This is a genomic window from Bacillus sp. 0909A, from assembly GCF_036765115.1.
In the GTDB taxonomy this organism is placed as follows: Bacteria; Bacillota; Bacilli; order Bacillales; family Bacillaceae; genus Bacillus; species Bacillus mojavensis.
On record NZ_JBAIZU010000002.1, the window covers coordinates 797,384 to 821,167 of the forward strand.

The following is a 23,784-nucleotide window of genomic DNA, read 5'->3' on the forward strand; positions in this document are numbered from 1 at the left end:
TCATTAGGAAGCCGGCTGTTCTTCTGAAGTGTCTTCCTTCCGGCTTAAGATCGTAAAGTAGGTAATGCTCAGTGCGATCATGACAAGAGCAATGCCGATTAAGACACCGGCCATCTGCCACATGTAGCCGAAATCTCCGTTTGAAATCACTGCTCTGAACCCGTTTATGCTGTAGGTCATTGGCAGCGCGCCATGGATCACCTGATAGAAATGTGGAAGCAATTCTAACGGGAAGGTTCCTCCGCTGGCCCCGAGCTGCAGCACTAAAATAATGACTGCAATAAACCGCCCCGGATTGCCCATCGTCGTGGCCAAAAATTGAATCATTGCAAGGAAAGCGAGACTCGTAATGATCGTAAACACGTAAAATCTCCATGTGCTCTCCACCTCGAGACCGATTCCGAGAAGAAGAACTGTCGCCACAATAAGTGATTGAATGATTCCTACCAGCATCATGACATTAAATTTACTGAAGAACCACTCAAATCCGTTTCTCGGACGGCCCGATGCTTCTTTCAGCGGGAATACGACCGTCAGCATAATGCCGCCGACATACAAGCCCATTGATAGGATATAAGGCGTCAGCCCTGTTCCGTAGTTAGGGACCGAATGAATCGCGTCGTCATTGGTTTTGACCGGATCCGCAAACATACCGTATGTTTCATCATCAGCGCTGATATCCCCTGTTTGATCAGCCGCATCCTTCAGCTTACTAGACAGCTCTCCTGTGCCGTCCAATAGCTTGCCTAAACCTGTATCAAGTGAAGCAGATCCGTCTGCAAGTTTTGAAGATCCACTTTGGACCTGTTTAGAACCATCTAGCAGCTTAAACAATCCGCCGGATACTTGGCTGCTTCCTGTTACCAATTGCTCTGAGCCCGCTTTTGCTTTTGCGAACTGCTTATTATATTCACCGATACCGGCTGTTAATTTATTTTGGCCATCTGTCACCTGCTGTGACGCATTGTATATTTTCTCAGATCCAGAAGTTAATTTGTCAATCGCGTCTTGAGTGGCTTTTGCGCCGTTATAAAGCTTAGAGGTAGCTTCCGGCAATGCCTTCACCTGGGCAACCTCCGCTTTCACATCTTCCAATGAGCTTTTTATCGTTGCGATGTCAGGCAGCTGGTCAGCTGCAGGAAGCCCACTTAAAATTTCTTCAAAATCAGGCGCATCAACTTGCGCAAGCTGCTTTTCAACAGAATTGATCAGCTGGCTCTTTTGCTCCGCTGTTAAGAAATCACTGGAGTTGATGAGATTTTTAAATGCCTGATCACGGTTTTTTAAGCTGTTTTCGAAGTCAGACAGCTGTTTTTTAAATTCCTTCATCGCAGTTTCTGACTTTTCCAGGTTATTCACAGCTGTTTCAAGCTGTGTTAAATCGAGCGCATTTATGAGTTTTTCCGCTTTTGCTGCTTTTTCCGACTCTTCTTGCGCTTTACTGTTGAGCTGATCCAGCCCGTTTGTCAGATTAGGCAAGCCCTGCTGCACCTTTTGAAGGCCGGCATTCAGTTCATTTAGCTTGCCCGTTATCTTGCCTGATCCTGCCGCAAGCTGACCAGATTTATCATAAATCTGGTTGCTGCTGTCCTGGAATTTACCGAGCGAGCTGTCAAGCGATTGGATGCCGCTCGTCACCTGAGCCGCTCCATCTGCAAGCTGCGCTGTTTTGTCACTGATGGTAGCGGTGCTTTCCTTCAGCTTCGCCAGATTTTCTTTCAGCTGGGCGCTTCCGTTTTTCGCATCCTTTGTGCCGTCATCAATTTTTTTCGCGCCGCTGCTCGCGTCGCTCAAACCTTTTGCGATATCTTTAAAGTTATCAAAAATCACTTTCGTATATTGCTCGGTCACTTCTTTTGAAACAGAGGCTTTCAGTTTATCAATCGCTTTTTCGCCGATCGTTGCCCCTACATAGTTTGAACCGGCATTCGTATGATATTTCAGATCCAGCTTTTTCGGATTTTTGTCCAATACAGTGCTGGCATTCTTAGAAAAATCCTCAGGAATCTCGACTACTAAATAGTATTTTTGATTTAATAAGTCCTTTAACGATTGGTCGAGATCAGTTGAAAAATGCCAATCAAAGTTGTCATTATCCTTTAATTCTTTGACCAGATCATCGCCGATTTGAAGTTTTTCCCCTTCATACATTGCTCCTTTGTCTTGGTTGACAACAACGACAGGCAGCTGGTCAACTGTGCCGTATGGGTCCCAATAAGCCTTTAAGAAAACACCGCTGTAAATAAGCGGGACAAACAAAATGGCGATGATGGGAATCAATAATTTTTTACTCGTTACGATGTCTTTCCATTGACTTCGTATTGTGTTCATCCTGATGCCTCCATTCTAAAACTGACTCATCATAAAAAATGGTCATTTTCTTGTAAAGAGAAAGGATTATCTAGTTGGCTGACAATCCTTTGACAACATACAATTCAAGCAGTTCCGCAATCGTTTCTTTATCAAGCGGTGGATGCTGTTTTTCCCAATCAAAAATGAGCGCGATATAAAGCTTCAACATGACAAAAGCTGTCAGCTCAGGATCACATGGCTTGATATCTCCGTTTTCGACACCCTCTTCTATCTTATTTTTAATATAAGAAAGAATGGAACGCTCCATTTTCTGAATCACGTCCTGAACTGCCATTGTACCAATCTCAGCATTTTCTTGAAAAATTTTAATCGTCAGCTGATGTGTTTTCCTGAATTCCAGAATGGCAAACAGCGCCCTGTGGACATTTTCATGGAACGGGAGATCAGGCTCCATCGCTTCGTCTGCTTTTTGCTTCATTTCTCTCAATAACGTAGAGAAAATATCGTCAAACAGCTCTTCTTTATTTTTGAAAAACGTATAGATGGTTCCTTTTCCCACGTTTGCAAGCTTCGCCACCAAATCCATTGTCGTCGCTTTATAGCCAAACTGTGTGAAAGACTTTGTGGCAGCCTCCAAAATGAGCTTTTTTCGATCTATTGACATTTATATCACCTCAAAACTGACCATTTGAACATTTTAGTCAATAAGTACATATGCAAATGTATCATACCATGCTGAACAATTCAAACATTTTTTACACAATATTGCCATCATCTAGACACAAAAAAAACCTCCGTACCCGGTACGGAGGTTTTTAGTCGAATAAATATTTCAGCGCGTCTGACACAGCTGCTTTACCTTGATCGATACAGTCCGGAATTCCAACACCCTCGAAGGATGCACCAGTCATGTACACACCAGGATAGGAGGAAGCCAGCGCTTCTCGGAGCTCATTGATACGCCGTTTATGGCCGACATGGTATTGAGGCATGCTTTCATGCCAGCGTGTGACACATGTCATTTCCGGCTCGCCGTTGATTTTCATTACTTTCTTTAAGTCTTCCAGTACAATGTTGATAATGTCGTTATCTGAGAGGTCGACGATGGATTCGTCTCCTGCCTTTCCAACATATGCCCGAAGCAGTGTTTTGCCTTTCGGCGCTGCGTGCGGCCATTTTTTGTTCGTCCACGTACAAGCTGTGATTGCGAAATCACTGTTTCTTGAAATGACAAAGCCCGTGCCCTCATGCTCCATCTGGACGGTACCTTCCGGAAAGCCTAAGGCAACATTCGCCACAGATGTGGAATGCATGTTTTTCAGATTTGCAACAGCCGGCAAATCGGAAAGCATTCCCGCGGCAGCTTTATGCGGTGCTGTTACAATCACTGATTCGGCATCAAGGGATCCGCCGTTATCAAGATCAAGCGAGTAGCCCGTGCCCTCTCGGCTAATGTTGGTAACCTTTGTACCTTTGTATACCTTTGTCAGCTTTAGTTGATTTTCAATCTCTTCGACAAGCGTCTGCAGGCCTGTTGTCAGCGTCTGAAACTGCCCTTGTTTTTTGGCTGTCAGCTGCTGGCCGGAGCCTTGAGGTCTTGTTTTTTTCATCCCCAGGATCAGGCTTCTGTGCTTTTGTTCCGTCTGATAGAATTGCGGGAATGTTGACATCAGGCTGAGTTTGTCGATATCACCTGCATAGATGCCTGATAAAAGCGGCTCGATTAAATTCTCGACAACTTCATCCCCGACACGTCTGCGGAAAAATTCACCCAGTGACTGATCCTCTTTTGATTTACTTGCGGGCAGGATGAAATCCATTGCAGCTCTCGCCTTCCCTGACAGAGAAAACAGCCCCGTTGACACGAACGGCGCGATTTTGGTTGGTATTCCCATTACAGCTCCCTTCGGCATCGGATGCAAAGTGCGGTTGACAAGCACGTAGGATTGTCCAGTCGCATTGTTCACAAGCAGATGGTCAAGACCTAAGTCTTTGACAAGCTGCGGAGCGCTTTTTTTTCGTTCCAGGAATGAATCAGGCCCTCTTTCGATGATATAGCCTTCCTTCTTGACTGTCTGGATTTTTCCGCCTACTCTCGGACTTGCCTCAATAAGCGTCAGCTCAAGCGGCAAATTTTTGTCTCTGATTTCTTTTTCCATGTAGAAAGCGGCGGCTAAACCGGTAATGCCGCCGCCGATGATGACTACATGCTTTTTGCCGTCACTCATGTTCATCGCCTTCTTTAACGTCCTAATTTTTTCATAACGACTGTTGCTAAAGCATCAATAAATGCCGGTTTAGCGTTCGGCATTTCCGGCCGGTAATAGCTGGCGCCGATATCGTCAGTCACCACTTTGCACTCATAATCGTTGTCATAAAGCACTTCTAAATGGTCCGCGACAAATCCGACTGGCACATATACAAATGCTTGATAGCCTTTTTGTTCAAATAAATCACGTGTCAGATCTTGCACGTCAGGTCCAAGCCACGGATCAGGCGTGTTGCCTTCACTTTGCCAGCCGACAGCGTATTCAGATACGCCTGCTCCTTCAGCGATCAACTTCGCGGATTCATGAAGCTGATCCGGGTACGGGTCTCCGTACTCTTTAATTTTTTCCGGGAGGCTGTGCGCGGAAACAATGAGCATCGCGTTTTCTCTTTCTTCCTTCGGCATTGACGCATACGTGTCCTTCACTTGGTCAACCCAATATTTCACAAACTTCGGCTCATCGTACCAGCTTTCAACAGACGTAATAGTTAACCCGCCGAGTTTTTCAGCCTCTTCTTTCGCACGTTTGTTGTAGGACTGCACGCTGAATGTGGAGAAGTGCGGTGCCAACACAAGGCTGACCGCCCCTGTAATGCCGTCCTTATGCATCTCTGCCACAGCGTCTTCAATAAACGGCTCGATATGCTTCAGCCCGATATACGCTTTAAACGTAATCTCATCCTGAATCTCGTTTAAGTGCTGTTCAAGTTTATAAGCCTGTTCCTCTGTGATTTTGGCAAGCGGCGAAATGCCCCCGATTGCTTCATATCTGTCTTTCAGATCCTGAAGCATTTCAGGCTCAGGCTTTCTGCCTCTTCTGATATGTGTATAATAACGCTCTATATCTTCTTCTTTGTAAGGCGTGCCGTACGCCATAATGAGAAGCCCCATTTTCTTTTTACCCACTGTTTACACCCTCTTTAGATGATCTATCACAAAACAATTTTGACAGGCTTTTATCCTGATACCAAAAAATATGCTCAGGAGTATAGGCCTATTTTCTTTGATTGAGAATATTCATGTACAAATGCAGTCAGCTTTTTCAGCACTTCCGGACTGACATCAGGAAATACGCCGTGTCCGAGGTTAAAAATGAAGCTATCCGATTGTAAGCCTTGATCAAGAATTTCTTTTGTTCTCTTCTCGATCACTTCCCACGGAGCAAGCAAAATGGACGGGTCCAGGTTGCCTTGCACTGTTTTGGTGATACCTTTTGATCTGGCTTCATCAATGCTAAGTCTCCAATCGAGCCCGACGACATCGAGAGGCAGGTCATGCCAATCCGTTGCTAAATGGCTGGCACCTACACCAAACATGATAAGCGGCACATTTTCGGACGCCAGCTCAGAAAAAATCCGGTTCATCACCGGTTTGATGTACGTTCTGTAATCCGCTTGATTCAGCGCGCCAACCCATGAATCAAAGATTTGAATGGCTTTTGCGCCCGCCTTAATTTGCGCTTTCGCATACACGATAATCATGTCGGCAAGCTTTGTCATCAGCAGGTTCCAGGCATCCGGCATGCTGTACATAAAGGCTTTTGTTTTATTGTAGTTTTTCGAAGGCCCGCCTTCGATCATATAGCTGGCAAGCGTAAAAGGCGCACCAGAGAAACCGATGAGCGGGACGTCAAGCTGTTCATTGACAAGCAGTTTGATCGTTTCGAGCACGTACGGCACGTCCTCTTCCGGCTCAAGCTTTCCGAGCTTTTCAATGTCCTGCAGAGAACGAATCGGCTGATCAATCACCGGCCCGATTCCATTTTTAATTTCAACATCCACACCGATCGACGGAAGCGGCGTCATAATATCTTTATAAAGGATTGCAGCATCGACTCCGTATTGCTCGACCGGCAGCCTTGTGACGTACGCACACAATTCGGGCTGATGTGTAATTTCGAACAATCCGTATTTTTCCTTCAGCTTACGGTACTCCGGCTGTGAGCGCCCGGCTTGTCTCATGTACCAAACAGGCGTGTGATCCGCTTTTTCTCCCCGCGCAGCTTTTAAAAACGTCTCGTTAAACGTTTCTCGTTTCCTCATTTGATTTCCACCTTTCATACTGCAACCATACGTTCGTGTTCCTTGACCATTACACTATACCTCGTTTTGGGCAAATGGTATAGAAATCCGGCCCAAAGTTCAAAAAATCGCCGAATTCCATTAAGAGGAAAACAACTTCGGCTGAACGTAATCGGTTCCTTCTCCTTCTTTTTTTGTCTGTGTATTATAAGGCACCACTTTATAGGAAGCACCCGAAAACAAATTGGCATATGGGATCTCATAGCTTCCCTTTCCTTCAACAGAATCAAGAAGCGTATCCTTGCCGTCCTTATTTACATAAATTCTGTATACTGCCCGATCATCCTCTTGCGCATCCCATTTTAATTCAATCGTAAACAGCCCCGCTGCCCTAAATGTATAGTCAGCCGTTAGCGTTTTGACAGGTTCAAGCTCAATAGGGCTTTCAAGTTCTTTTACTTTTTTAGGCTTCGTAAACGCAGAACCCGTTTCGCCAGCCTGTGTCAAAATATCCTTAAACATTCTGGTTGGATATGCGCTTCCGCCTTTTAAGTAATGGTTGTGATCTGTTTTGTCATAGCCCATCCAGACAGCACCCGTTATGTTCGGCGTATAGCCTGCAAACCAGGCATCCTTTGTGGCGCCGGAAACGCCAGTATATGAGGTAGAACCGGTTTTCCCGGCAAGTTCGCCGTGATAGGTGCCGGACGTTGCCGTTCCCTTCTTAACCACCTGCTGAAGCATTCTTGTCATGTTCCAAGACGTCTGTTTGCTGAATACTCGTTTTCCTTCTTCTTTATGATCGGCTATTGTTTCCCCGTCCTCATCTGTTATGTTTGAAATAAAGTACGGCTCGGTGTATGTTCCATTTGCGGCAAACGTATGAAAAGCGCCGGCAAGCTGGAGGGGCGACACGCCTTTTTCTAAACCGCCGAGAGCTAGAGCAAGCCCCTCATCCGGTATATCAATACCGTTTGACTTTAAATAAGATTTTCCCGTTTCCACACCGATCTCATTCAGCGTCCACACTGCAGGCGCGTTTTTGCTGTAAGTGATGGCATCCGACATCGTGACTTCCCCTTCATAACGCCCGTCATAGTTTTTGGGTGTATAGTCTCCGTAGGATTGTAATTCATCCTTTAACAGAGAGTACGGCTTAAATTTCTTTTCCTGCATCGCCGGTCCGTATACAGCCAGCGGCTTAAACGTTGACCCCGGCTGGCGCACAGCTGTCACACGATTATATCCTTTAGCCGTGTAATCTCTTCCGCCGATCGCTGCTTCCACACCGCCCGTTTTATTGTTGATAAAAACTGCGCTTCCTTCTGCATCTTGATCTGTTCCGGGATAATAGCTGCCTTCCTTCATGACTTGATAAGCCGTTTTTTGCAGTTTTGAATCAAGCGGCACCTTAATCGTGTACCCGCCTTGAAGCAGCTGCTCTCCGGAAATGGAATACTTATCCTCCGCTTCTTCGATCACGAGGTCAATATAGCTGTCAAACCAAGGTGTTTTTGACTGTTTCTTCACGTTCAGCCCGAGCGTCCTCCCCTGCGCACTGACAGCCTCTTTCGCACTGATATAGCCCTGGTCATTCATCATGCCGAGAATCGTATCCCGCCGCTCCTTACTTTTATCAGGATGCAAAACAGGAGAATACGTAGAAGGCGCCTTCGGAATAGCAGCCAAGACCGCGCCTTCGGATACGGTTAAATCTTTAACTTCCTTATTAAAATAATAGTGGGACGCAGCTTGAATGCCATAAACCCCGTGTCCGAAGTATAGCTGGTTCAGATACATTTCCAGCAGCTTGTCCTTGCTGTAGTCCCGTTCAAGGTTGATCGCTATGATCACTTCTTTCGTTTTTCTTAAAAACGTTTTGTCATGTGTCAGAAAAATATTTTTGGCAAGCTGCTGGGTGATCGTGCTCCCGCCTTCTACTTTTCCTCCTGCTAATATATCGCGGTACACCGCTCTTCCAACAGATTTCACATCGATACCGTGGTGTTCGTAAAACCTCTTATCTTCCACTGCGATAAACGCTTCTCTAACCTCTTTCGGAATTTCATTAATGGAGACCGGTTCACGATTTTCTGTATACAGACTTGCGACCTCATCCCCGTTTTGGTCAACAATTTTTGAAGATGCGTGAAGGACCAGCTTCTTTTCATCTATGACATAATGACCGAGAAAAATGATTGAAATATATCCTATTAATGCGAGAAAAGCAGTTAACACTAAAATAATGATGGGAATGAAAAGTTTCTTTTTCTTTATCTTAAACATGAACTCACCTCGCCTTTCTAAAGGTAGTATGGGAAAAATTGTTTTGATTTATGTTTGAAGCAGTCGCCAATAGAAACTTATACCATTGTTTTGATATACTAGCAAGCAGGAGGTGGCTGATATGAAGGTATATATTACATATGGGACAGCCGATTTTTTAAAAACCATCGTGCAAAAACATTCCTCGGAAAGTATGCTTTTGATGCAGGGACAGGAAAATGCGATTTTAATTCACGAAACAAACGGAGAAACGGTTTTTCAGTCCCCCCATTCTTATGAAGTCATTGACCAAGTCGGAGACATGAAGCATCCCGGTTTCGCAGTATTGAACAATATAGCCGTCACACAGGAAGGGCGGCCGCTGTTTGAAAACAGATTTAAAAACAGAGCGGGAAAAGTCGAAAACGAGCCCGGTTTTGAAGCCATCCGTGTCCTGCGTCCCCTTGACAGCGATACGTACGTCATTCTCACCTTGTGGGAAACAGAAAGAGCCTTCCAAGACTGGCAGCAGTCAGGCTCATACAAAGAAGCCCACAAAAAACGCGGCACGTCTGCCGGAGTTGACACAACGTCCATCTTCTCCCGGCCTTCGTATGTCACCACATATGTTGCTGTCGAATAGCTGCCGGAATGTCCGGCAGTTTTTTTTATGGCGAAAGGGAGGGAAGTGAGATGAAATATATTTGCCCAGTCTGCGGGTTTAAAGGGCTGACAGAACCGGCATATGATGACCGAGGGAATCACTCCTATGAAATCTGCTCGTGCTGCGGCTTCCAATTCGAATTCGACGATTTTGAAATGACGAGTGAGGACGGCTCTTATTTAGAACCTTCGGAAAGCATAATCGCCTACCGAAAAAACTGGCTTGCTGCCGGTGCCGTTATTTTTTCACCCGAATGCTACCCACAGCATCAGCAGCAGGCTAAAAAGGGATTGAAGCATGAGTTGGTCGAGCAGCTAAAACATATCAATGTTGATCTGAAGTAATATCTGCTATCGGATACCTTCTGTCCCAGCACCTTCCGCCCGCCTATGAATAATCTGTAGGAAGCGGAAGGAGTGATCAATGATGGAAATCGGGATTATGTCTGTTCATGTTCTTTATGTGTTTTTTATTGGAGCAATCATTCTTTTTATGCTGCTGCGAAAAGATACAACCTTTATATCGTTGTTTGGGATTTTCATCATTTCGTTATGGGCCAGCCATTCGCTTTCAGCTTCGGTCAGCAGTTTATTCCACAGCTTCATCTACGCGGCATCTGAGCTGCTGCCTACGATTTTCATTATCTGTTTTATCGTATCTATGAGTGATGTGTTAACGAAAACAGGGATAAATGAAGCGATGATTTCTCCCTTTGTCCGACTAGTTAAAGGACCTGTGATGGCATACTGGCTGATAGGCGGACTGATGTTTGCCATCTCTCTTTTCTTCTGGCCTTCGCCGGGTGTCGCTTTAATCGGCGCCGTTCTGCTTCCGGCAGCCGCCCGTGCCGGCCTGCCGCCTATCGCTGCCGCCATGGCAATGAATTTATTCGGGCACGGCTTTGCCCTTTCTGGAGACTTTGTCATTCAAGCAGCGCCAAAACTGACAGCTGATGCAGCAGGCATCCCTGTCGGTGATGTCGTCTCAGCAAGCATTCCGCTCGTTCTGATTATGGGCGTGACTACAACAACTGCCGCTTTCTTTTTGATTCAGCGTGAACGCAAAAAACAAATGCGGCCCGCTTCTTTTTCCCCGATGATGTCAGCTGAACATGACACTTCAATGTATTTGCCGAAACGTCTTCGGTCTTTGCTGGCTCTTTTGATTCCTCTTGTATTTGCAGCTGATATCGCCTGTATGGTCATATTCAACCTTCAAGGAAATGATGCAACCGCGTTAATTGGCGGATCATCCATTTGCATCCTGCTGATCGTCCATTTCCTTGTGTATAAACAGAAAGGGCTTGAAAAAATTACTGGATATTTTATCGAGGGGTTTCAATTCGGCTTTAAGGTTTTCGGCCCCGTTATCCCGATTGCCGCTTTCTTTTATCTTGGTGATTCCGGCTATGAGAGCATATTGGGTACTGAACTTCCTAAACATTCACACGGCATTGTCAATGATCTCGGCATCGCCCTATCCCACGCGATGCCTATGTCCAAAGAGCTTGCGGCCGCAGCTTTGACTGCCGCTGGAGCCGTAACCGGGCTCGACGGTTCAGGATTTTCAGGCATTTCCCTCGCCGGCTCCATCGCCAAGCTTTTTTCATCTGCTCTTCATGCTGATCCAGCCGTCCTGACTGCACTCGGGCAAATATCAGCCATCTGGGTGGGCGGCGGTACGCTTATTCCATGGGCGCTCATTCCCGCTGCAGCCATTTGCAAGGTCGATCCATTCGAGCTTGCCAGAAAGAACTTCCTCCCCGTAGTCATCGGGCTTTCGGTGACAACCACTGCAGCGATGATCATGCTTTGAAACACAACCAGTTGAAATATTCAGACTTTTTCTATACAATCATGGAAAAGCTTAGAAAAGGGGGAAGCGGCTTTGTCCATCAACACGCTGCAAAAAGAGATAAACAAACAGCTCGACAGCTGTTTCAATGAAATGGTGGAAATCAGGCGCCATTTCCATATGTACCCTGAACTTTCCAATCAGGAAGAAAAAACGGCCGCTTTTATTGCTTCCTATTACGAATCGTTAGGAGTCCCGATCCGCACCAAAGTCGGCGGCAATGGGGTTCTGGCTTATATTGAAGGCAGCGAACCTGGTCCTGCTGTCGCATTGCGGGCCGATTTTGACGCCCTTCCCATCCAGGATGAAAAAGATGTTCCTTACGCTTCCAAAGTGCCCGGTGTCATGCACGCATGCGGCCACGACGGCCATACAGCGGCTCTGCTTGCCGTCGGAAAGGTGCTTTATCAGAACAGGCATGATCTCAAAGGAACGTTTATTATGATCCACCAGCACGCTGAAGAGTACGCGCCAGGAGGTGCAAAACCGATGATTGAGGACGGCTGTCTTGAAAACGCAGACGTCATATTCGGTACCCATCTTTGGGCGACTGAGCCGATTGGAACCATTCTCTGCCGCTCCGGCGCCGTAATGGCCGCAGCTGACAGATTTACAATCAGCATTCACGGAAAGGGCGGCCATGGCGCTCACCCCCATGATACAAAAGACGCCGTCCTGATCGGCTCGCAAATCGTTTCCTCGCTGCAGCATATTGTCAGCCGCAAAGTCAATCCGATTCACTCCGCCGTCATATCGACAGGCTCTTTTATGGCTGATAATCCCTTTAATGTGATTGCAGACCATGCAACACTCATTGGCACAGCCCGTTCGTTTGATGACAATGTCCGCGACATTCTGGAAAAAGAAATCGAAGCCGTTGTAAAAGGAGTGTGCAGCATGCACGGCGCTTCCTATGACTACAACTACGAACGCGGATACCCAGCGGTAGTCAATCACCCCGCGGAGACCGACCATCTGGTAAACGTTGCAAAAAACACAGACGGCGTTCATCAGGTTCTTCAAGGTGAACCGCAAATGGGCGGCGAAGATTTTTCTTATTACTTACAGCATGTCAAAGGAACCTTTTTCTTTACCGGAGCCGCTCCTGAACAGCCTGAGCGTATCTATTCCCACCACCATCCGAAATTTGATATCAATGAAAAAGCAATGCTGACTGCTGCCAAAGTGCTTGCAGGGGCTGCAATCACTTATCATTTATCATAAAAAAACAGCCGGAGTTTTACTCTCCGGCTGTTTCCTTTAATATTCTCAGATGAAAAACGTGTCTTGCTGTATCTCCAAGCTGAGCAAGCAGGTTATAATTGGCAATTCCGCCGACTGCGGCCCCTACCCCTGGTAAAAGCTGAAAAAGCTTGACGACATCTATATAATCGCGATACTCCTGCTGAAACACCCTCCAGTCAATATCCTTTTTCTCCGTCTCCCAGTTTTCTATGACAGAAAAAAGTGATTTGCGGCAGTCATCACTTGAAAAAGCAAGCTGAAATACAAGCAGCAAAAACATCCTTTCTTCTGCATTCTTCACATCAAAGCCGTATATCGAGGACAAAGTGAATAAACATTTCATCTTAATGGAAAGCAGCAGCGGGAAATCGGCAATACCTAAAAAGATGCCGCCCGCCCCGGTGCCGACTCCTTCAGCAGCCGCCACTTTCTGATAAGAAGCGATCGTTTTTTTGGCAAGCTCGTTTTTTTCACTGAGTGATAGTGTGCTTGTATCCTTCTTATAGGTAATGATATTAGATCCCGCCATCGTGGCTTCCACCATTTTTTTCACGCTTTCAGTTACTGCTGCATGAATTTTTTCAGGTATCCGTTCATTCACCTTTGTTTGCACACGCTTTGAGAAGCGTTCAAACATGGAATCCTTTCGCAAAAAATGCATTTTCCATTGAAGAGCTTCCTGCATCAGCAGATTCTCGCTCATTTGACCTACCCCTTTTTTCAGCTCACAGCTTTCCGTGTTTTTTTAATCTGGCGGTCATGTAGGACGGCAGAACAACAAAGATCAAGACGGCAGAGCCGATCAACGCGTACAGAAAACCTGCAGCGCCCGCAGCATAGGCAGAGGCCGCTGCCATGAGCAGAGCCTGCACGCTAAGCGCAGCTTTTAATAGGGAGAAATAGCTTTTCAGCTTCGCTTCCTTTTTGACAGGATATAGCTCTTGAAGCGCCAGATGGTCAAAGTGGCCAAATAGCGGCAGAAACTGAATACCTGTGATAAAGATGGTAAACACAGTCAAAATCCCTGCGATCATCGGGCTTGCAGAGGCATACATAATGATCAGAGCAAAAATAACGGTTAATCTGACTTGAATGCCTAAGTAATCACTTGAACGCAAAAACGCGCGGGCAAACATGTAAGCAAACGTTTTACGCTGTTCAAACGGCACAAACCGCAGCAAAAAGTCGAGATACGCTCTCCGTTTCGCTTGTTTCTTTAAATGCGGCACATCCGTAAACAGGTTGGCAATCCGGTAAAAACGCTGCTTGCGTCTCAACTCGTATTCAATATGGCTCTCCCATTTGAATGTTTTTCCTTTTGCAGCGGAAGACACATAAAGATAAAGAGCCGCCATAATGATATAGATCACAAGCGCATACACATAAACCGATTGAAAAACAAAATACAGGACGACTGTATTAGCGGCAAAACGAATGACAAGATTCATCTGTTTCATGCTTCGGTCATTTTGAAACGTCATACGCCATTCTATGGCCTGATTCCACGCTTTCAGCAGCAGAAGCTGTACAAATACCGCCGCATACGACACGAGCGAGGCCCCCGGCGTGACAGCGAAATAAAGCGGCATTGCTACGAGGCTCAGTGCAATCAGCGGAAACAGCTGGGACACATAGCTGTAAACAAACGCCTGTCTCAAATACGGCTCCATCTTAGCCTCAAGCGGCAATAAGAAGACAAGGTCAGCCTCCTTTAAAAGCGTCCGCACATAAGACCCTGTCAGAACGAGTGAAAACAGCACGGCCATCACCCAAAAGGACGGAAAGTGGGCGGGAATGTCCCGTACCCATTTGCTGTACCAGCTCGCCGCACCTGCGATAAAAAAGATCAAAACGATAACGAGGTGATCGTTGAGCATATATTTCATGTACCTTCTTGTTTCTTTGATATGCTCCTGCAGCCGTGACTGCCAAATATCCAGCATGTTATTCATGGCCAGCGTCTTCCTTTGTGAGCTCTAGATACAAATCATCCAGCGCCGCGTCCTTCATTCCAAACTGCTCTCTGAGCTCTGACAGCGTGCCGCGCGCCCGCACTTCGCCGTTATGTAAGATGATAAACGAATCACAGTAGCGCTCCGCCGTTGCTAGGATGTGTGTTGACATCAGCACGCTCGCTCCGCTTTTCTTGGCTTCATTCATCCGCTCAAGCAGCGCATTGATGGCCAGTGGATCAAGTCCCAGAAACGGCTCATCAATGATGTAGAGCGCAGGCTCTGCCAAAAACGCACACATGATCATGACCTTCTGCTTCATCCCTTTAGAAAAATGCGCCGGGAACCACTTCAGCCTCTTTTCCATTCGGAATTCCTTTAACAGCGGAGGCAATCTTTTTTCCATCGTTTCTTTTGAAAGGCCGTATGCCATCGCCGTCAATTCAAGGTGCTCCATCAGCGTCAGCTCTTCATATAAAACGGGAGTCTCAGGAATATAAGTGAATTGGGACCGATAGCCTTCCCGATCCTCGGCAAAGGTTTTTCCATTTAACGCAATAGATCCTTTGTGCGGGTCCATCAGCCCGATGATATGTCTGATTGTTGTACTTTTACCTGCACCATTTAAACCGATTAAACCGACAATTTGGTTCGGCTCAAGGCTGAATGACACGTTTTTCAAAACCGGATTTCTTGTATAACCGCCGGTTAAGTCTTTTACCGATAGCAGAGACATAGTTTCTCCCCTTATATTGTTTTTCTTCATAGTACCAAAAACAAAGGCTGATTTGAAACAATTCCCTTTTAACAAATGAAGAATTTGCTGTCATAAAGAGTCAGGTTCCTGGACATTATAATGGTTGTAGAGGAAAAAGCATATCAACTGAAAAATGAGGTGTTTGTCAAAGACGTCTTAGGCACAGTTGGATAGAAAATAAACATGTCCTATGCTCAAACCTTTTCTCATTCACTGAATTGATAAATCTTCAATTTTGAAGCTGACTGTCAAATGAGGTGTTTATCGCAGGAATCGTTAGGCATTAAACAAGTCTTCATTTTATTGACAAATGAGGTGCTTACCAAAGGCATATCACATTTTCTTCATAAAGCTGATTCCTCTGCATTCAGGATGAACGCTCCGCCGTTCATCCTGTTTTCTATTTTCTGCATTTCTGTGGTACGATGAGTTTATACATAAAAACACAAATTCATAAGGAGGAACCCTCATGCATCGTGCAGAGAATTGTATCTTTTGTAAAATTATCGCCGGCGAAATTCCGTCAGCAAAGGTTTATGAAGATGAACATGTGCTGGCATTTCTCGATATCAGCCAAGTGACGAAAGGCCACACCCTCGTTATCCCGAAAACACATATTGAAAATGTTTACGAATTCACAGACGAATTAGCGAAACAGTATTTTCACGCCGTTCCGAAAATTGCCCGCGCCATCAGGGATGAATTTGAACCGATCGGCTTAAATACGTTAAACAACAACGGCGAAAAAGCAGGACAATCTGTTTTCCATTACCACATGCATATTATCCCGCGCTACGGAAAAGGAGACGGATTCGGAGCAGTGTGGAAAACACATGCAGATGATTACAAACCGGAAGATCTGCAAGACATTTCTTCATCCATTGCGAAACGCTTAGCCTCATCATAAAGATGAGGTTTTTTTATTGTGAACAATTCGCAATTTCTTTTGATAATTCTAATTTTTTATCAAAAAAACTGAATTTTTGTGATAGGATAATTGTATTATTTGTTACATTAACGTGGAAAACAGGGAGAGATCATGATGGAACGTACAACGAATTTTAACGCAGGGCCTGCAGCGCTGCCATTAGAAGTTCTGCAAACAGCACAGAAAGAGTTTATTGATTTTAATGAATCCGGCATGTCCGTTATGGAGCTTTCCCACCGCAGCAAAGAATATGAAGCGGTGCATCAAAAAGCGAAAAGCTTGCTGATTGAACTGATGGGCATCCCGGATGACTATGACATTCTGTTTCTTCAAGGCGGGGCGAGCCTTCAATTCTCAATGCTTCCGATGAACTTTTTAACACCTGAAAAAACCGCTCATTTTGTGATGACAGGCGCTTGGTCTGAAAAAGCGCTCGCTGAAGCGAAACTGTTCGGAAACACATCTGTGACGGCGACAAGCGAATCAGACAATTACAGCTACATTCCCGAGGTTGACCTGACAGAGGTAAAAGACGGCGCCTATTTACATATTACATCTAACAATACGATTTTTGGCACACAGTGGCAGGAATTCCCGAGTTCTCCAATTCCGCTCGTCGCTGACATGTCCAGTGATATTTTAAGCAGAAAAATCGATGTACCCAAATTTGACGTCATTTACGGCGGTGCCCAAAAAAACCTTGGTCCTTCAGGTGTTACCGTTGTCGTAATGAAGAAATCATGGCTGCAAAATGAAAATGCCAACGTTCCGAAAATCCTTAAATATTCAACACATGTCAAAGCGGATTCTCTTTACAACACTCCGCCCACATTTGCCATTTATATGCTGAGCCTCGTCCTTGAGTGGCTGAAGAAAAACGGCGGAGTTGAGGCTGCTGAACAGCGCAACGAACAAAAAGCACAGCTTCTTTACAGCTGCATTGACGAGAGCAATGGCTTCTATAAAGGCCATGCCAGAAAAGACAGCCGTTCACGCATGAACGTTACCTTTACGCTCCGTGATGACAGTTTAACGAAAAAGTTCGTCCAGGAGGCGAAAGAAGCAAAAATGGTAGGCCTTGGCGGACACCGTTCAGTAGGAGGCTGCCGTGCTTCCATTTATAATGCGGTGTCACTGGAAGACTGTGAAACATTAGCTGCTTTCATGAAGAAATTCCAGCAGGAAAATGAGTAAAAAGTCTGGCTGTGCAAACCGTTCGTTTGGTATACTGTTTGCATAACAAATTCTTTAAGCCTTCGCAATAAATGATGAGCATATTATTGGAGGGCAGAAAGCTTAGCAGAGGAGAGCATAGATATGAAAACAAAAGAGTTAGTCGTTATGGCTCTGTTTGCCGCAATCGGCGCAGCGCTCCATTCCATTATTCCGCCCTTTTTAGGCGGGATGAAACCTGATATGATGCTGATCATGATGTTTATGGGCATTCTACTGTTCCCTCGGGTGCAAAACGTTCTCGTTATCGGGATTGTGACCGGAATCATTTCAGCTCTTACAACCGCGTTTCCTGCCGGACAGATTCCAAATATCATTGACAAACCTGTATCAGCGTTTCTGTTTTTCTTCCTGTTCCTTCTGGTGAGAAAGAGCCAGAAAACAGCTGTAGTCGCAGTTCTGACAGTCATTGGCACCATCTTATCAGGAACTGTATTTTTAACGTCAGCTTTATGTATCGTCGGTTTGCCTGGCGGTTTCGCCGCATTATTCGCCGCAGTCGTTCTGCCGGCAGCTGTATTGAATACAATTGCCATGATCATGATGTATCCGATCGTGCAAACCATTTTAAGACGCTCAAGTTTTATGGAAGCTGCAAAATAAATGTGACACAAAACCTCTTCCGCTTCCGGGAGAGGTTTTTTCTTAAAAAGAGCCCGCAGCATGTCAGCATGTTTTAAGCGATGAGTTTTGTGATAAAGATAAGACATAGTGTAAAGGCGGTTCCGGTTGAACAAACAAGCGCTTTCTGCTGAATGACTCTCTTCGGCGGATAAGAAGCAGCCTGGCTGAGAAGTCTGATATAGTAAATGGCGCCTGTTGCAAAGGCAAGGGTGATACAGGATAACACAATCATAAAGACAGACAACCTTCTCCCTCCTTTTCACTTAAAAAATATGCTAAAATAAAGCAAGCTATGTATAGAAGTTCATTCTTCGAACAAAATGGAAAAATCTGAATGTATCATATTTCAAGAAAAAAACGGGGTGATTTTAATGGCGGACGGACGTTCTCTATTAACAGGACTATTTGTGGGCGGCATCATCGGAGGTGCTGCAGTTCTTCTATCAGCACCTTCTTCAGGTAAACAGCTGCGTGAAAAAATAAAAACCAATTGCGATTCTTTTGAAGAAACGATCAAGCGCTTAAAATCAGATGGTGTAACCTTAAAGGACCAGCTAGTAAAAGCGGCAAAAGAAAGTGCAGATGTCATTAAAGACGTAAGCGGTGAACTGCAAACCTCAATTAAAAAATGGCAGGAAGAGATCAAACCTCATCAGCAGGATCTTCAAAAAGAAATCGCCGATATTGAAGAAAAAATCAAACAGCTGGAGAAAACCTTACAAAACTAATATCCTATTCAAAGGAAAAAAGTGCGGGTCAAAACATGACCTGCACTTTTTTTAGTCGCAAAAGCCTTTCCTAGCAACGGCTCAAGAATTTATTAAAAAATTCTTACATTTTCACCTTTATTAATCTTTATTTTATTGGCATAATAGAGAAAAAGATAAAGAGAAGCAGGTGACGTAATGAATCAAGTGGAACCGCCTTATGATGTGAAAGAGGCTCTGGTCTTCACCCAGAAAATGGCTCAGCTTAGCAAGGCTCTTTGGAAATCGATTGAGAAGGATTGGCAGCAATGGCTCAAACCGTATGACCTGAATATTAATGAGCACCATATTTTATGGATTGCTTATCAGCTGAATGGAGCTTCCATTTCTGAAATAGCAAAGTTCGGGGTCATGCACGTATCAACGGCATTTAACTTTTCAAAAAAGCTCGAAGAACGCGGGTATTTAAGGTTTTCAAAACGGCTGAACGATAAACGAAACACATATGTTCAGCTGACTGAGGAAGGAACTGAGGTATTCTGGAGCTTGCTTGAAGAATTTGATCCGACGCGCAACGCGGTTTTTAAAGGGTCACAGCCTCTGTATCATTTATTCGGAAAGTTCCCTGAAGTGGCAGAAATGATGTGTATGATCCGACATATATACGGCGATGATTTTATGGAAATCTTTGAAACATCACTCACAAATATCGACAACGACTTTGAAAGCGTAAACGGAAAACTGAAGAAAAAAGCAACGGACACTGCTGCGGATGAATCAGCCGAAGAACTTGAACCTGTAAACAGTTAATCAAAGTGTCTGATAATGTCTATAAAAACCTCCATCAGTTCTTTATAAAGCCCCTGCTCATACAGGGCAAAAATCGTTTCATGAACATCTAGTTTTTCATTCAGCTGTCCGGCAAAAAGCGCAAGGAGCTTATCAAAGGTTACAAATCCTTGCGCTTTTTGTGCTGCCAGCTCCTCTGACAACTCACCGCATATGCGCACAACCTCTTCCCCTTCTTCTCTGCTCAGCCCTTTATCAATCAGCAGCGCATAGAAAGGGTACCTGTCCATATCCACTGTTTTCACTAATAATTGTATGTAATATTCCAATCGCTCAATGCGATGATCCATCGAATCCATCCACACCACTTCTTTCTATCTTTAATCTTATTTTAGCTGATAATTCACTGAGAAGAAAGTTCTAACCCCATATTTCATAGATTGTTTGCCCCTTTCAAAAAAATACCTGCTGAAAGATATTTTTTCTTAAAAAAGCATTGATTTTTTTTCTTGAGAGGAGTAAATTATTTTGAGATTCTACTCAAGATGTACGGAAGGATGACTTTGATGAATTGCTGGAAAACCATAAATCTGATGAAAGATTATGGTGCCGTTCGCATAATATTGATTGCTGTGTGTTTCATGATTATGGTTTTTATATCTAACTTCTTAGCATTTGAGCTTTTGCGGCCTAAAACAAGCTTGAGCGATGAATATGTACCGCTGTTCGGCGTTTTGCTCGTCGTTATTTTATTTGTACATAAAGTCATCCATGTCCTGCCGATCATCTGCAAAAAAAGAAAAATAGAAAAAAAGATTTACGTATGGCGTATGCGAACGTGGAAACGGATACCGAAAACGACGATGCTGATTTCACTGTTAAGCCCTTTTATGCTGATAACACCTGTATTATTTTACGCCGCGCTGGCGTTTCCGAATCACGCCCATTACTTCTGCATGATTTCAGGCATTCATGCAGGCTACTGTCTGCCGGACTTTTTGCTGGCTCTGAAGCTGATGCAAGCACCGAAAGCATGCTTTATCGATCAGGAGGCAGACGGCTTTGATATTTTGGTCGAAAAGTAGCTGACGCTTGACGCTGTGCCGATTTTTCAGTTTGCATTCTATCTTTTTTGATCAATATTTGGTAATGTAATATGGGAGCAGTTCAGAGAGAGGGGGAATCTCCCATCATATTATTCTATTTTATCGTGGCTGCCTTGTTTATTGTTTACTTTATAAACAGGCTCACCAATACATTATGCCTTGTCAGAGAGATTCCTGAAGAGCGCCAGGATAAGGTATTTCGATTTATCAATGTATGTATATTAATTTTACTGATCTCTTCATTTGTGGAGATATCCTTTACTGTTTAAATATGAGGAAAGTAAAGAAAGCATAGCTGCCGGCCTCGTTAGAACCGGCAGCTATGCTTTTTTACATTGATTAGTAAAGCCAAGAAGCGCCGATGATAATCAACAAGATAAATAAGACGACCAATAAAGCGAAACCGCCTGCAAATACTTCACCCATCTTAAAAAGCACCTCCTGTAAAAAGCTTTATTTTCCAATTACATCTTATGCAGTTAATTGATAAAACGATTAGGCGCTTGTGAAAGCAAAGGATCGCTTTTTCAACAAGCGATCCCTTTTGCTGCTTAGTAGATGTAAGCTGCACCTACAATGATAAGCAAAATGAACAGTACAACAAGCAAAGCGAAACCGTTTGAATATCCTCCGCTCATGTTACATACCTCCTTTTCTTGATCAATATATTTGTATGTCATCAGGAAAAGTTTGACTAGACGAATGCCCTTTATTTAAAATCTTTTTACAGAAAGCCACAATATGTTATGATACGCATAGGCAATTCAATTTGGAATGATTAGGAGTGTTTGAAAACAATGAAGAAAATCGCAATAGCAGCTATCACTGCTACAAGCATCCTCACTCTCAGTGCTTGCAGCAGCGGCGACAAAGAAGTCATCGCAAAAACAGACGCAGGCGATGTAACAAAAGGCGAACTTTACACAAACATGAAAAAGCAAGCTGGAGCGAGCGTCCTGACTCAGCTGGTGCAAGAAAAAGTTTTGGACAAGAAATACAAAGTATCAGATAAAGAAATTGACAACAAAATGAAAGAATACAAAACACAGCTCGGTGATCAATATACTGCGTTAGAAGATCAATATGGAAAAGATTACCTCAAAGAACAAGTTAAATATGAATTGCTTACACAAAAAGCAGCTAAAGATAACATCAAAGTTACAGATGACGAAATTAAAGAATACTGGGAAAACTTAAAAGGCCAAATTCGCGCTAGCCACATCCTTGTCGCTGACAAAAAGACAGCTGAGGAAGTAGAGAAAAAACTGAAAAAAGGCGAGAAATTTGATGCCCTTGCGAAGGAATACTCTACAGACACAGGCTCAGCTACAAACGGTGGCGAACTTGGCTGGATTTCAAAAGATAACGAACAACTGGATTCTACATTCAGAAAAGCTGCATTCAAACTGAAAACAAACGAAGTCAGCGAACCTGTGAAAACACAATTCGGCTACCATATCATCAAAAAGACTGAAGAACGCGGAAAATATGAAGATATGAAAAAAGAGCTGAAATCTGATGTTCTCGACCAAAAACTTAATGACAACACAGCTGTGCAGGCAGCCGTTCAAAAAGTAATGAAAAAAGCTGACATTGATGTGAAGGATAAAGATTTGAAGGATACATTTAACACTTCTTCAAATAGCAGCTCTTCAAGCAGTTCTAAATAAAAAAAAGCTGTGCAGGCTCACTGAGCTGCGCAGCTTTTTTTATGCGATGGAATGATTTTGGTTTTCTTCCTCACGCTGCTGGGACGTGCGGCGTTCTTTTTCTTTTTCCATCCTTTCAATATAGATCTGACCTTCTTTTTCAATAAAAGACTGGTCTAACTTATCTTCCTCTTTGGCTGCTGATACCAGCTTATATGCACTGAAAATGATGCCCACAATACAAAGATATACCCACCATGGAAAAAACAACACGGGCTTCTCCCCCTTTTGCATAGATTCTTTATTTTTAACCTTATGCAGGAATGAGACAGGTTATGAGCGGGAAAAGCATGTAAAAAAGGACTGAGCTGAACATGTCAGCATCAGTCCTTTTTCATTATTGATTATTTATGAAACGTCGGTTTATAAAAGGAACGGTTTTCAAGTGCAAATACACGTTCAGTGTACTCGCCCGGCTTCACGCGTTCCAGCGCTCTGTCCATCATATTCATTTTCGCATCCAGATTATCAATATAGTGCAAAATTTCCGCTTCTTTTACCATCGGCGGTTTTGGGCTGCCCCACTCTGCTTTGCCGTGATGGCTCAGGATTAAGTGCTGGAGGATCAAAACCTCTTCAGAATCGATTTGAAGCTCCTCAGCCGCTTTTGACAGCTCTGTGACCATAATCGAAATGTGGCCTAGCAGATTGCCTTCTACTGTATAGGAAGTGGCAACTGGCCCCGACAGCTCTTTTACTTTTCCGAGATCGTGAAGGATAACTCCTGCGTACAGAAGATCACGATCAAGAGACGGATATAAATCAGCAATTGCTTTTGCCAGATTCAGCATAGAGACGACGTGATACGCTAAACCTGAGACAAACTCGTGATGATTTTTCGTAGCCGCCGGGTAATCCATGAATTCTGCTTCGTGCTTTTTGACCAAATATCTTGTCATCCGCTGGATATTTGGATTTTTCATTTCAAATATATATTGAGTGATGGTATCCAGCATTTCATTTTTCGGAATCGGCGCAGTTTCCAAAAAATCATCAATATTGACATTTTCATGCTCACTCACCGGTCTGATATTTCTCAGCTTTAGCTGGGTGCGGCCGCGGTAATGGTGGACATCTCCCACCACCTTAACGATCGTCTGCGGCGCATAGGTTACTTCATCACTTTGCTTGGCATCCCACAGCTTGGCTTCAATATCACCTGACTGGTCTTGAAGCATCAGTGTTAAAAACGGTTTTCCATTGCTTGCAATCCCTTTTGTTAAGGATTTAATCAATAGATATTGGTCAACCTGTTCGCCAACCTCATGTAGCATAATCCCTTTAGCCATACTATTAAAGCTCCCTCCGTATCTTACATAATATCAGTATATCACATACCGATTATCAG

27 protein-coding genes are annotated in these 23,784 nt (G+C 44.2%); 12 read left to right on the top strand and 15 right to left on the bottom strand.

Annotated elements, in window-relative coordinates:
• Positions 1–3: 3 nt before the first annotated feature.
• From V6D42_RS09435 to V6D42_RS09460, 6 genes are all read right to left on the bottom strand, one after another.
• Positions 4–2,331 carry a YhgE/Pip domain-containing protein gene (locus tag V6D42_RS09435; RefSeq protein ID WP_333513038.1) on the bottom strand — a complete coding sequence of 776 codons (2,328 nt, stop codon included), beginning with the start codon at positions 2,329–2,331 and terminating at the stop codon, positions 4–6.
• A 70-nt stretch (positions 2,332–2,401) separates the two neighbouring features.
• On the bottom strand, positions 2,402–2,977 hold the full coding sequence (locus V6D42_RS09440; protein ID WP_229147708.1) for a TetR/AcrR family transcriptional regulator: 576 nt from the start codon (positions 2,975–2,977) through the stop codon (positions 2,402–2,404).
• 151 nt (positions 2,978–3,128) lie between these two features.
• Positions 3,129–4,541, bottom strand: a complete 1,413-nt coding sequence (gene hemY / locus V6D42_RS09445) for a protoporphyrinogen oxidase (RefSeq protein WP_333513039.1) — start codon at positions 4,539–4,541, stop codon at positions 3,129–3,131.
• 14 nt (positions 4,542–4,555) lie between these two features.
• The gene (hemH, locus tag V6D42_RS09450) at positions 4,556–5,488 is read right to left on the bottom strand and encodes a ferrochelatase (RefSeq protein WP_333513040.1); all 933 of its coding nucleotides are present in this window, start codon (positions 5,486–5,488) and stop codon (positions 4,556–4,558) included.
• 74 nt (positions 5,489–5,562) lie between these two features.
• Positions 5,563–6,624, bottom strand: coding sequence for a uroporphyrinogen decarboxylase (gene hemE, locus V6D42_RS09455; RefSeq protein ID WP_333513041.1), 1,062 nt, complete (start codon positions 6,622–6,624; stop codon positions 5,563–5,565).
• 120 nt (positions 6,625–6,744) lie between these two features.
• Complete coding sequence (locus V6D42_RS09460; RefSeq protein ID WP_333513042.1) at positions 6,745–8,889, bottom strand: transglycosylase domain-containing protein; 2,145 nt, start codon at positions 8,887–8,889, stop codon at positions 6,745–6,747.
• 121 nt (positions 8,890–9,010) lie between these two features.
• Between V6D42_RS09460 and hmoB the strand changes: the two genes are divergently transcribed.
• From hmoB to V6D42_RS09480, 4 genes are all read left to right on the top strand, one after another.
• Positions 9,011–9,511 carry a heme-degrading oxygenase HmoB gene (gene hmoB, locus V6D42_RS09465; RefSeq protein WP_333513043.1) on the top strand — a complete coding sequence of 167 codons (501 nt, stop codon included), beginning with the start codon at positions 9,011–9,013 and terminating at the stop codon, positions 9,509–9,511.
• Positions 9,512–9,561: 50 nt separating this feature from the next.
• Positions 9,562–9,876 (top strand): hypothetical protein, encoded by a 315-nt coding sequence (locus tag V6D42_RS09470; protein ID WP_333513044.1) that lies wholly within the window; start codon positions 9,562–9,564, stop codon positions 9,874–9,876.
• A 79-nt stretch (positions 9,877–9,955) separates the two neighbouring features.
• Positions 9,956–11,347 carry a hypothetical protein gene (locus V6D42_RS09475; RefSeq protein ID WP_333513045.1) on the top strand — a complete coding sequence of 464 codons (1,392 nt, stop codon included), beginning with the start codon at positions 9,956–9,958 and terminating at the stop codon, positions 11,345–11,347.
• Between the two features lie 72 nt (positions 11,348–11,419).
• Positions 11,420–12,610, top strand: coding sequence for a M20 family metallopeptidase (locus tag V6D42_RS09480; RefSeq protein WP_333513046.1), 1,191 nt, complete (start codon positions 11,420–11,422; stop codon positions 12,608–12,610).
• A 16-nt stretch (positions 12,611–12,626) separates the two neighbouring features.
• Here V6D42_RS09480 and V6D42_RS09485 read toward each other — a convergent pair whose 3' ends face one another.
• Genes V6D42_RS09485 through ecsA form a run of 3 tightly spaced genes read right to left on the bottom strand, consistent with a single transcriptional unit; the run spans position 12,627 to position 15,319 of the window.
• Complete coding sequence (locus tag V6D42_RS09485; RefSeq protein WP_333513047.1) at positions 12,627–13,334, bottom strand: EcsC family protein; 708 nt, start codon at positions 13,332–13,334, stop codon at positions 12,627–12,629.
• A 22-nt stretch (positions 13,335–13,356) separates the two neighbouring features.
• Positions 13,357–14,583: an ABC transporter permease gene (locus V6D42_RS09490; RefSeq protein WP_326192538.1), complete on the bottom strand. Its 1,227-nt coding sequence runs from the start codon at positions 14,581–14,583 to the stop codon at positions 13,357–13,359.
• Positions 14,576–15,319 carry an ABC transporter ATP-binding protein EcsA gene (gene ecsA, locus V6D42_RS09495; protein ID WP_333513048.1) on the bottom strand — a complete coding sequence of 248 codons (744 nt, stop codon included), beginning with the start codon at positions 15,317–15,319 and terminating at the stop codon, positions 14,576–14,578. The genes V6D42_RS09490 and ecsA overlap by 8 nt, the downstream gene beginning before the upstream one ends.
• Before the next feature lie 490 nt (positions 15,320–15,809).
• Between ecsA and V6D42_RS09500 the strand changes: the two genes are divergently transcribed.
• The 3 genes from V6D42_RS09500 (at position 15,810) to V6D42_RS09510 (ending at position 18,104) form a co-directional block, all read left to right on the top strand.
• On the top strand, positions 15,810–16,247 hold the full coding sequence (locus V6D42_RS09500; RefSeq protein WP_333513049.1) for an HIT family protein: 438 nt from the start codon (positions 15,810–15,812) through the stop codon (positions 16,245–16,247).
• Positions 16,248–16,382: 135 nt separating this feature from the next.
• Positions 16,383–17,462 carry a 3-phosphoserine/phosphohydroxythreonine transaminase gene (serC, locus tag V6D42_RS09505; RefSeq protein ID WP_333513050.1) on the top strand — a complete coding sequence of 360 codons (1,080 nt, stop codon included), beginning with the start codon at positions 16,383–16,385 and terminating at the stop codon, positions 17,460–17,462.
• Between the two features lie 123 nt (positions 17,463–17,585).
• Positions 17,586–18,104 carry a tryptophan transporter gene (locus tag V6D42_RS09510; protein WP_010333596.1) on the top strand — a complete coding sequence of 173 codons (519 nt, stop codon included), beginning with the start codon at positions 17,586–17,588 and terminating at the stop codon, positions 18,102–18,104.
• A gap of 73 nt (positions 18,105–18,177) precedes the next feature.
• On the opposite strand, the gene V6D42_RS09515 is transcribed toward V6D42_RS09510, so the two are convergent.
• Entirely contained in the window at positions 18,178–18,369 is a 192-nt protein-coding gene (locus V6D42_RS09515) for a hypothetical protein (protein ID WP_333513051.1), read from the bottom strand.
• 127 nt (positions 18,370–18,496) lie between these two features.
• On the opposite strand from V6D42_RS09515, the gene V6D42_RS09520 reads away from it, so the two are divergent.
• Positions 18,497–18,853, top strand: coding sequence for a YtxH domain-containing protein (locus tag V6D42_RS09520; RefSeq protein ID WP_010333594.1), 357 nt, complete (start codon positions 18,497–18,499; stop codon positions 18,851–18,853).
• A 177-nt stretch (positions 18,854–19,030) separates the two neighbouring features.
• The gene (locus V6D42_RS09525) at positions 19,031–19,642 is read left to right on the top strand and encodes an HTH-type transcriptional regulator Hpr (protein ID WP_024120777.1); all 612 of its coding nucleotides are present in this window, start codon (positions 19,031–19,033) and stop codon (positions 19,640–19,642) included.
• Here V6D42_RS09525 and V6D42_RS09530 read toward each other — a convergent pair.
• A complete protein-coding gene (locus V6D42_RS09530; RefSeq protein WP_024120776.1) occupies positions 19,639–19,980 on the bottom strand; it encodes a YhaI family protein in 342 nt (113 codons plus the stop codon). The two genes, V6D42_RS09525 and V6D42_RS09530, sit on opposite strands and share 4 nt — an antisense overlap.
• Before the next feature lie 207 nt (positions 19,981–20,187).
• Between V6D42_RS09530 and V6D42_RS09535 the strand changes: the two genes are divergently transcribed.
• The gene (locus V6D42_RS09535) at positions 20,188–20,706 is read left to right on the top strand and encodes a DUF3267 domain-containing protein (RefSeq protein ID WP_029441201.1); all 519 of its coding nucleotides are present in this window, start codon (positions 20,188–20,190) and stop codon (positions 20,704–20,706) included.
• A 71-nt stretch (positions 20,707–20,777) separates the two neighbouring features.
• Entirely contained in the window at positions 20,778–20,996 is a 219-nt protein-coding gene (locus tag V6D42_RS09540) for a hypothetical protein (protein ID WP_081720768.1), read from the top strand.
• A gap of 70 nt (positions 20,997–21,066) precedes the next feature.
• Here V6D42_RS09540 and yhzE2 read toward each other — a convergent pair whose 3' ends face one another.
• Entirely contained in the window at positions 21,067–21,153 is an 87-nt protein-coding gene (yhzE2, locus tag V6D42_RS09545) for a sporulation protein YhzE2 (protein ID WP_003155248.1), read from the bottom strand.
• Between the two features lie 125 nt (positions 21,154–21,278).
• A complete protein-coding gene (gene yhzE1 / locus V6D42_RS09550) occupies positions 21,279–21,365 on the bottom strand; it encodes a sporulation protein YhzE1 (RefSeq protein WP_003327753.1) in 87 nt (28 codons plus the stop codon).
• A gap of 159 nt (positions 21,366–21,524) precedes the next feature.
• Between yhzE1 and V6D42_RS09555 the strand changes: the two genes are divergently transcribed.
• Positions 21,525–22,397, top strand: coding sequence for a peptidylprolyl isomerase (locus V6D42_RS09555; RefSeq protein ID WP_029441200.1), 873 nt, complete (start codon positions 21,525–21,527; stop codon positions 22,395–22,397).
• A gap of 39 nt (positions 22,398–22,436) precedes the next feature.
• On the opposite strand, the gene V6D42_RS09560 is transcribed toward V6D42_RS09555, so the two are convergent.
• Both V6D42_RS09560 and yhaM read right to left on the bottom strand, forming a co-directional pair.
• Positions 22,437–22,649 carry a sporulation YhaL family protein gene (locus V6D42_RS09560; RefSeq protein ID WP_010333590.1) on the bottom strand — a complete coding sequence of 71 codons (213 nt, stop codon included), beginning with the start codon at positions 22,647–22,649 and terminating at the stop codon, positions 22,437–22,439.
• Between the two features lie 131 nt (positions 22,650–22,780).
• Positions 22,781–23,725 (bottom strand): 3'-5' exoribonuclease YhaM, encoded by a 945-nt coding sequence (yhaM, locus tag V6D42_RS09565; protein ID WP_326129511.1) that lies wholly within the window; start codon positions 23,723–23,725, stop codon positions 22,781–22,783.
• Between the last annotated feature and the right edge of the window lie 59 nt (positions 23,726–23,784).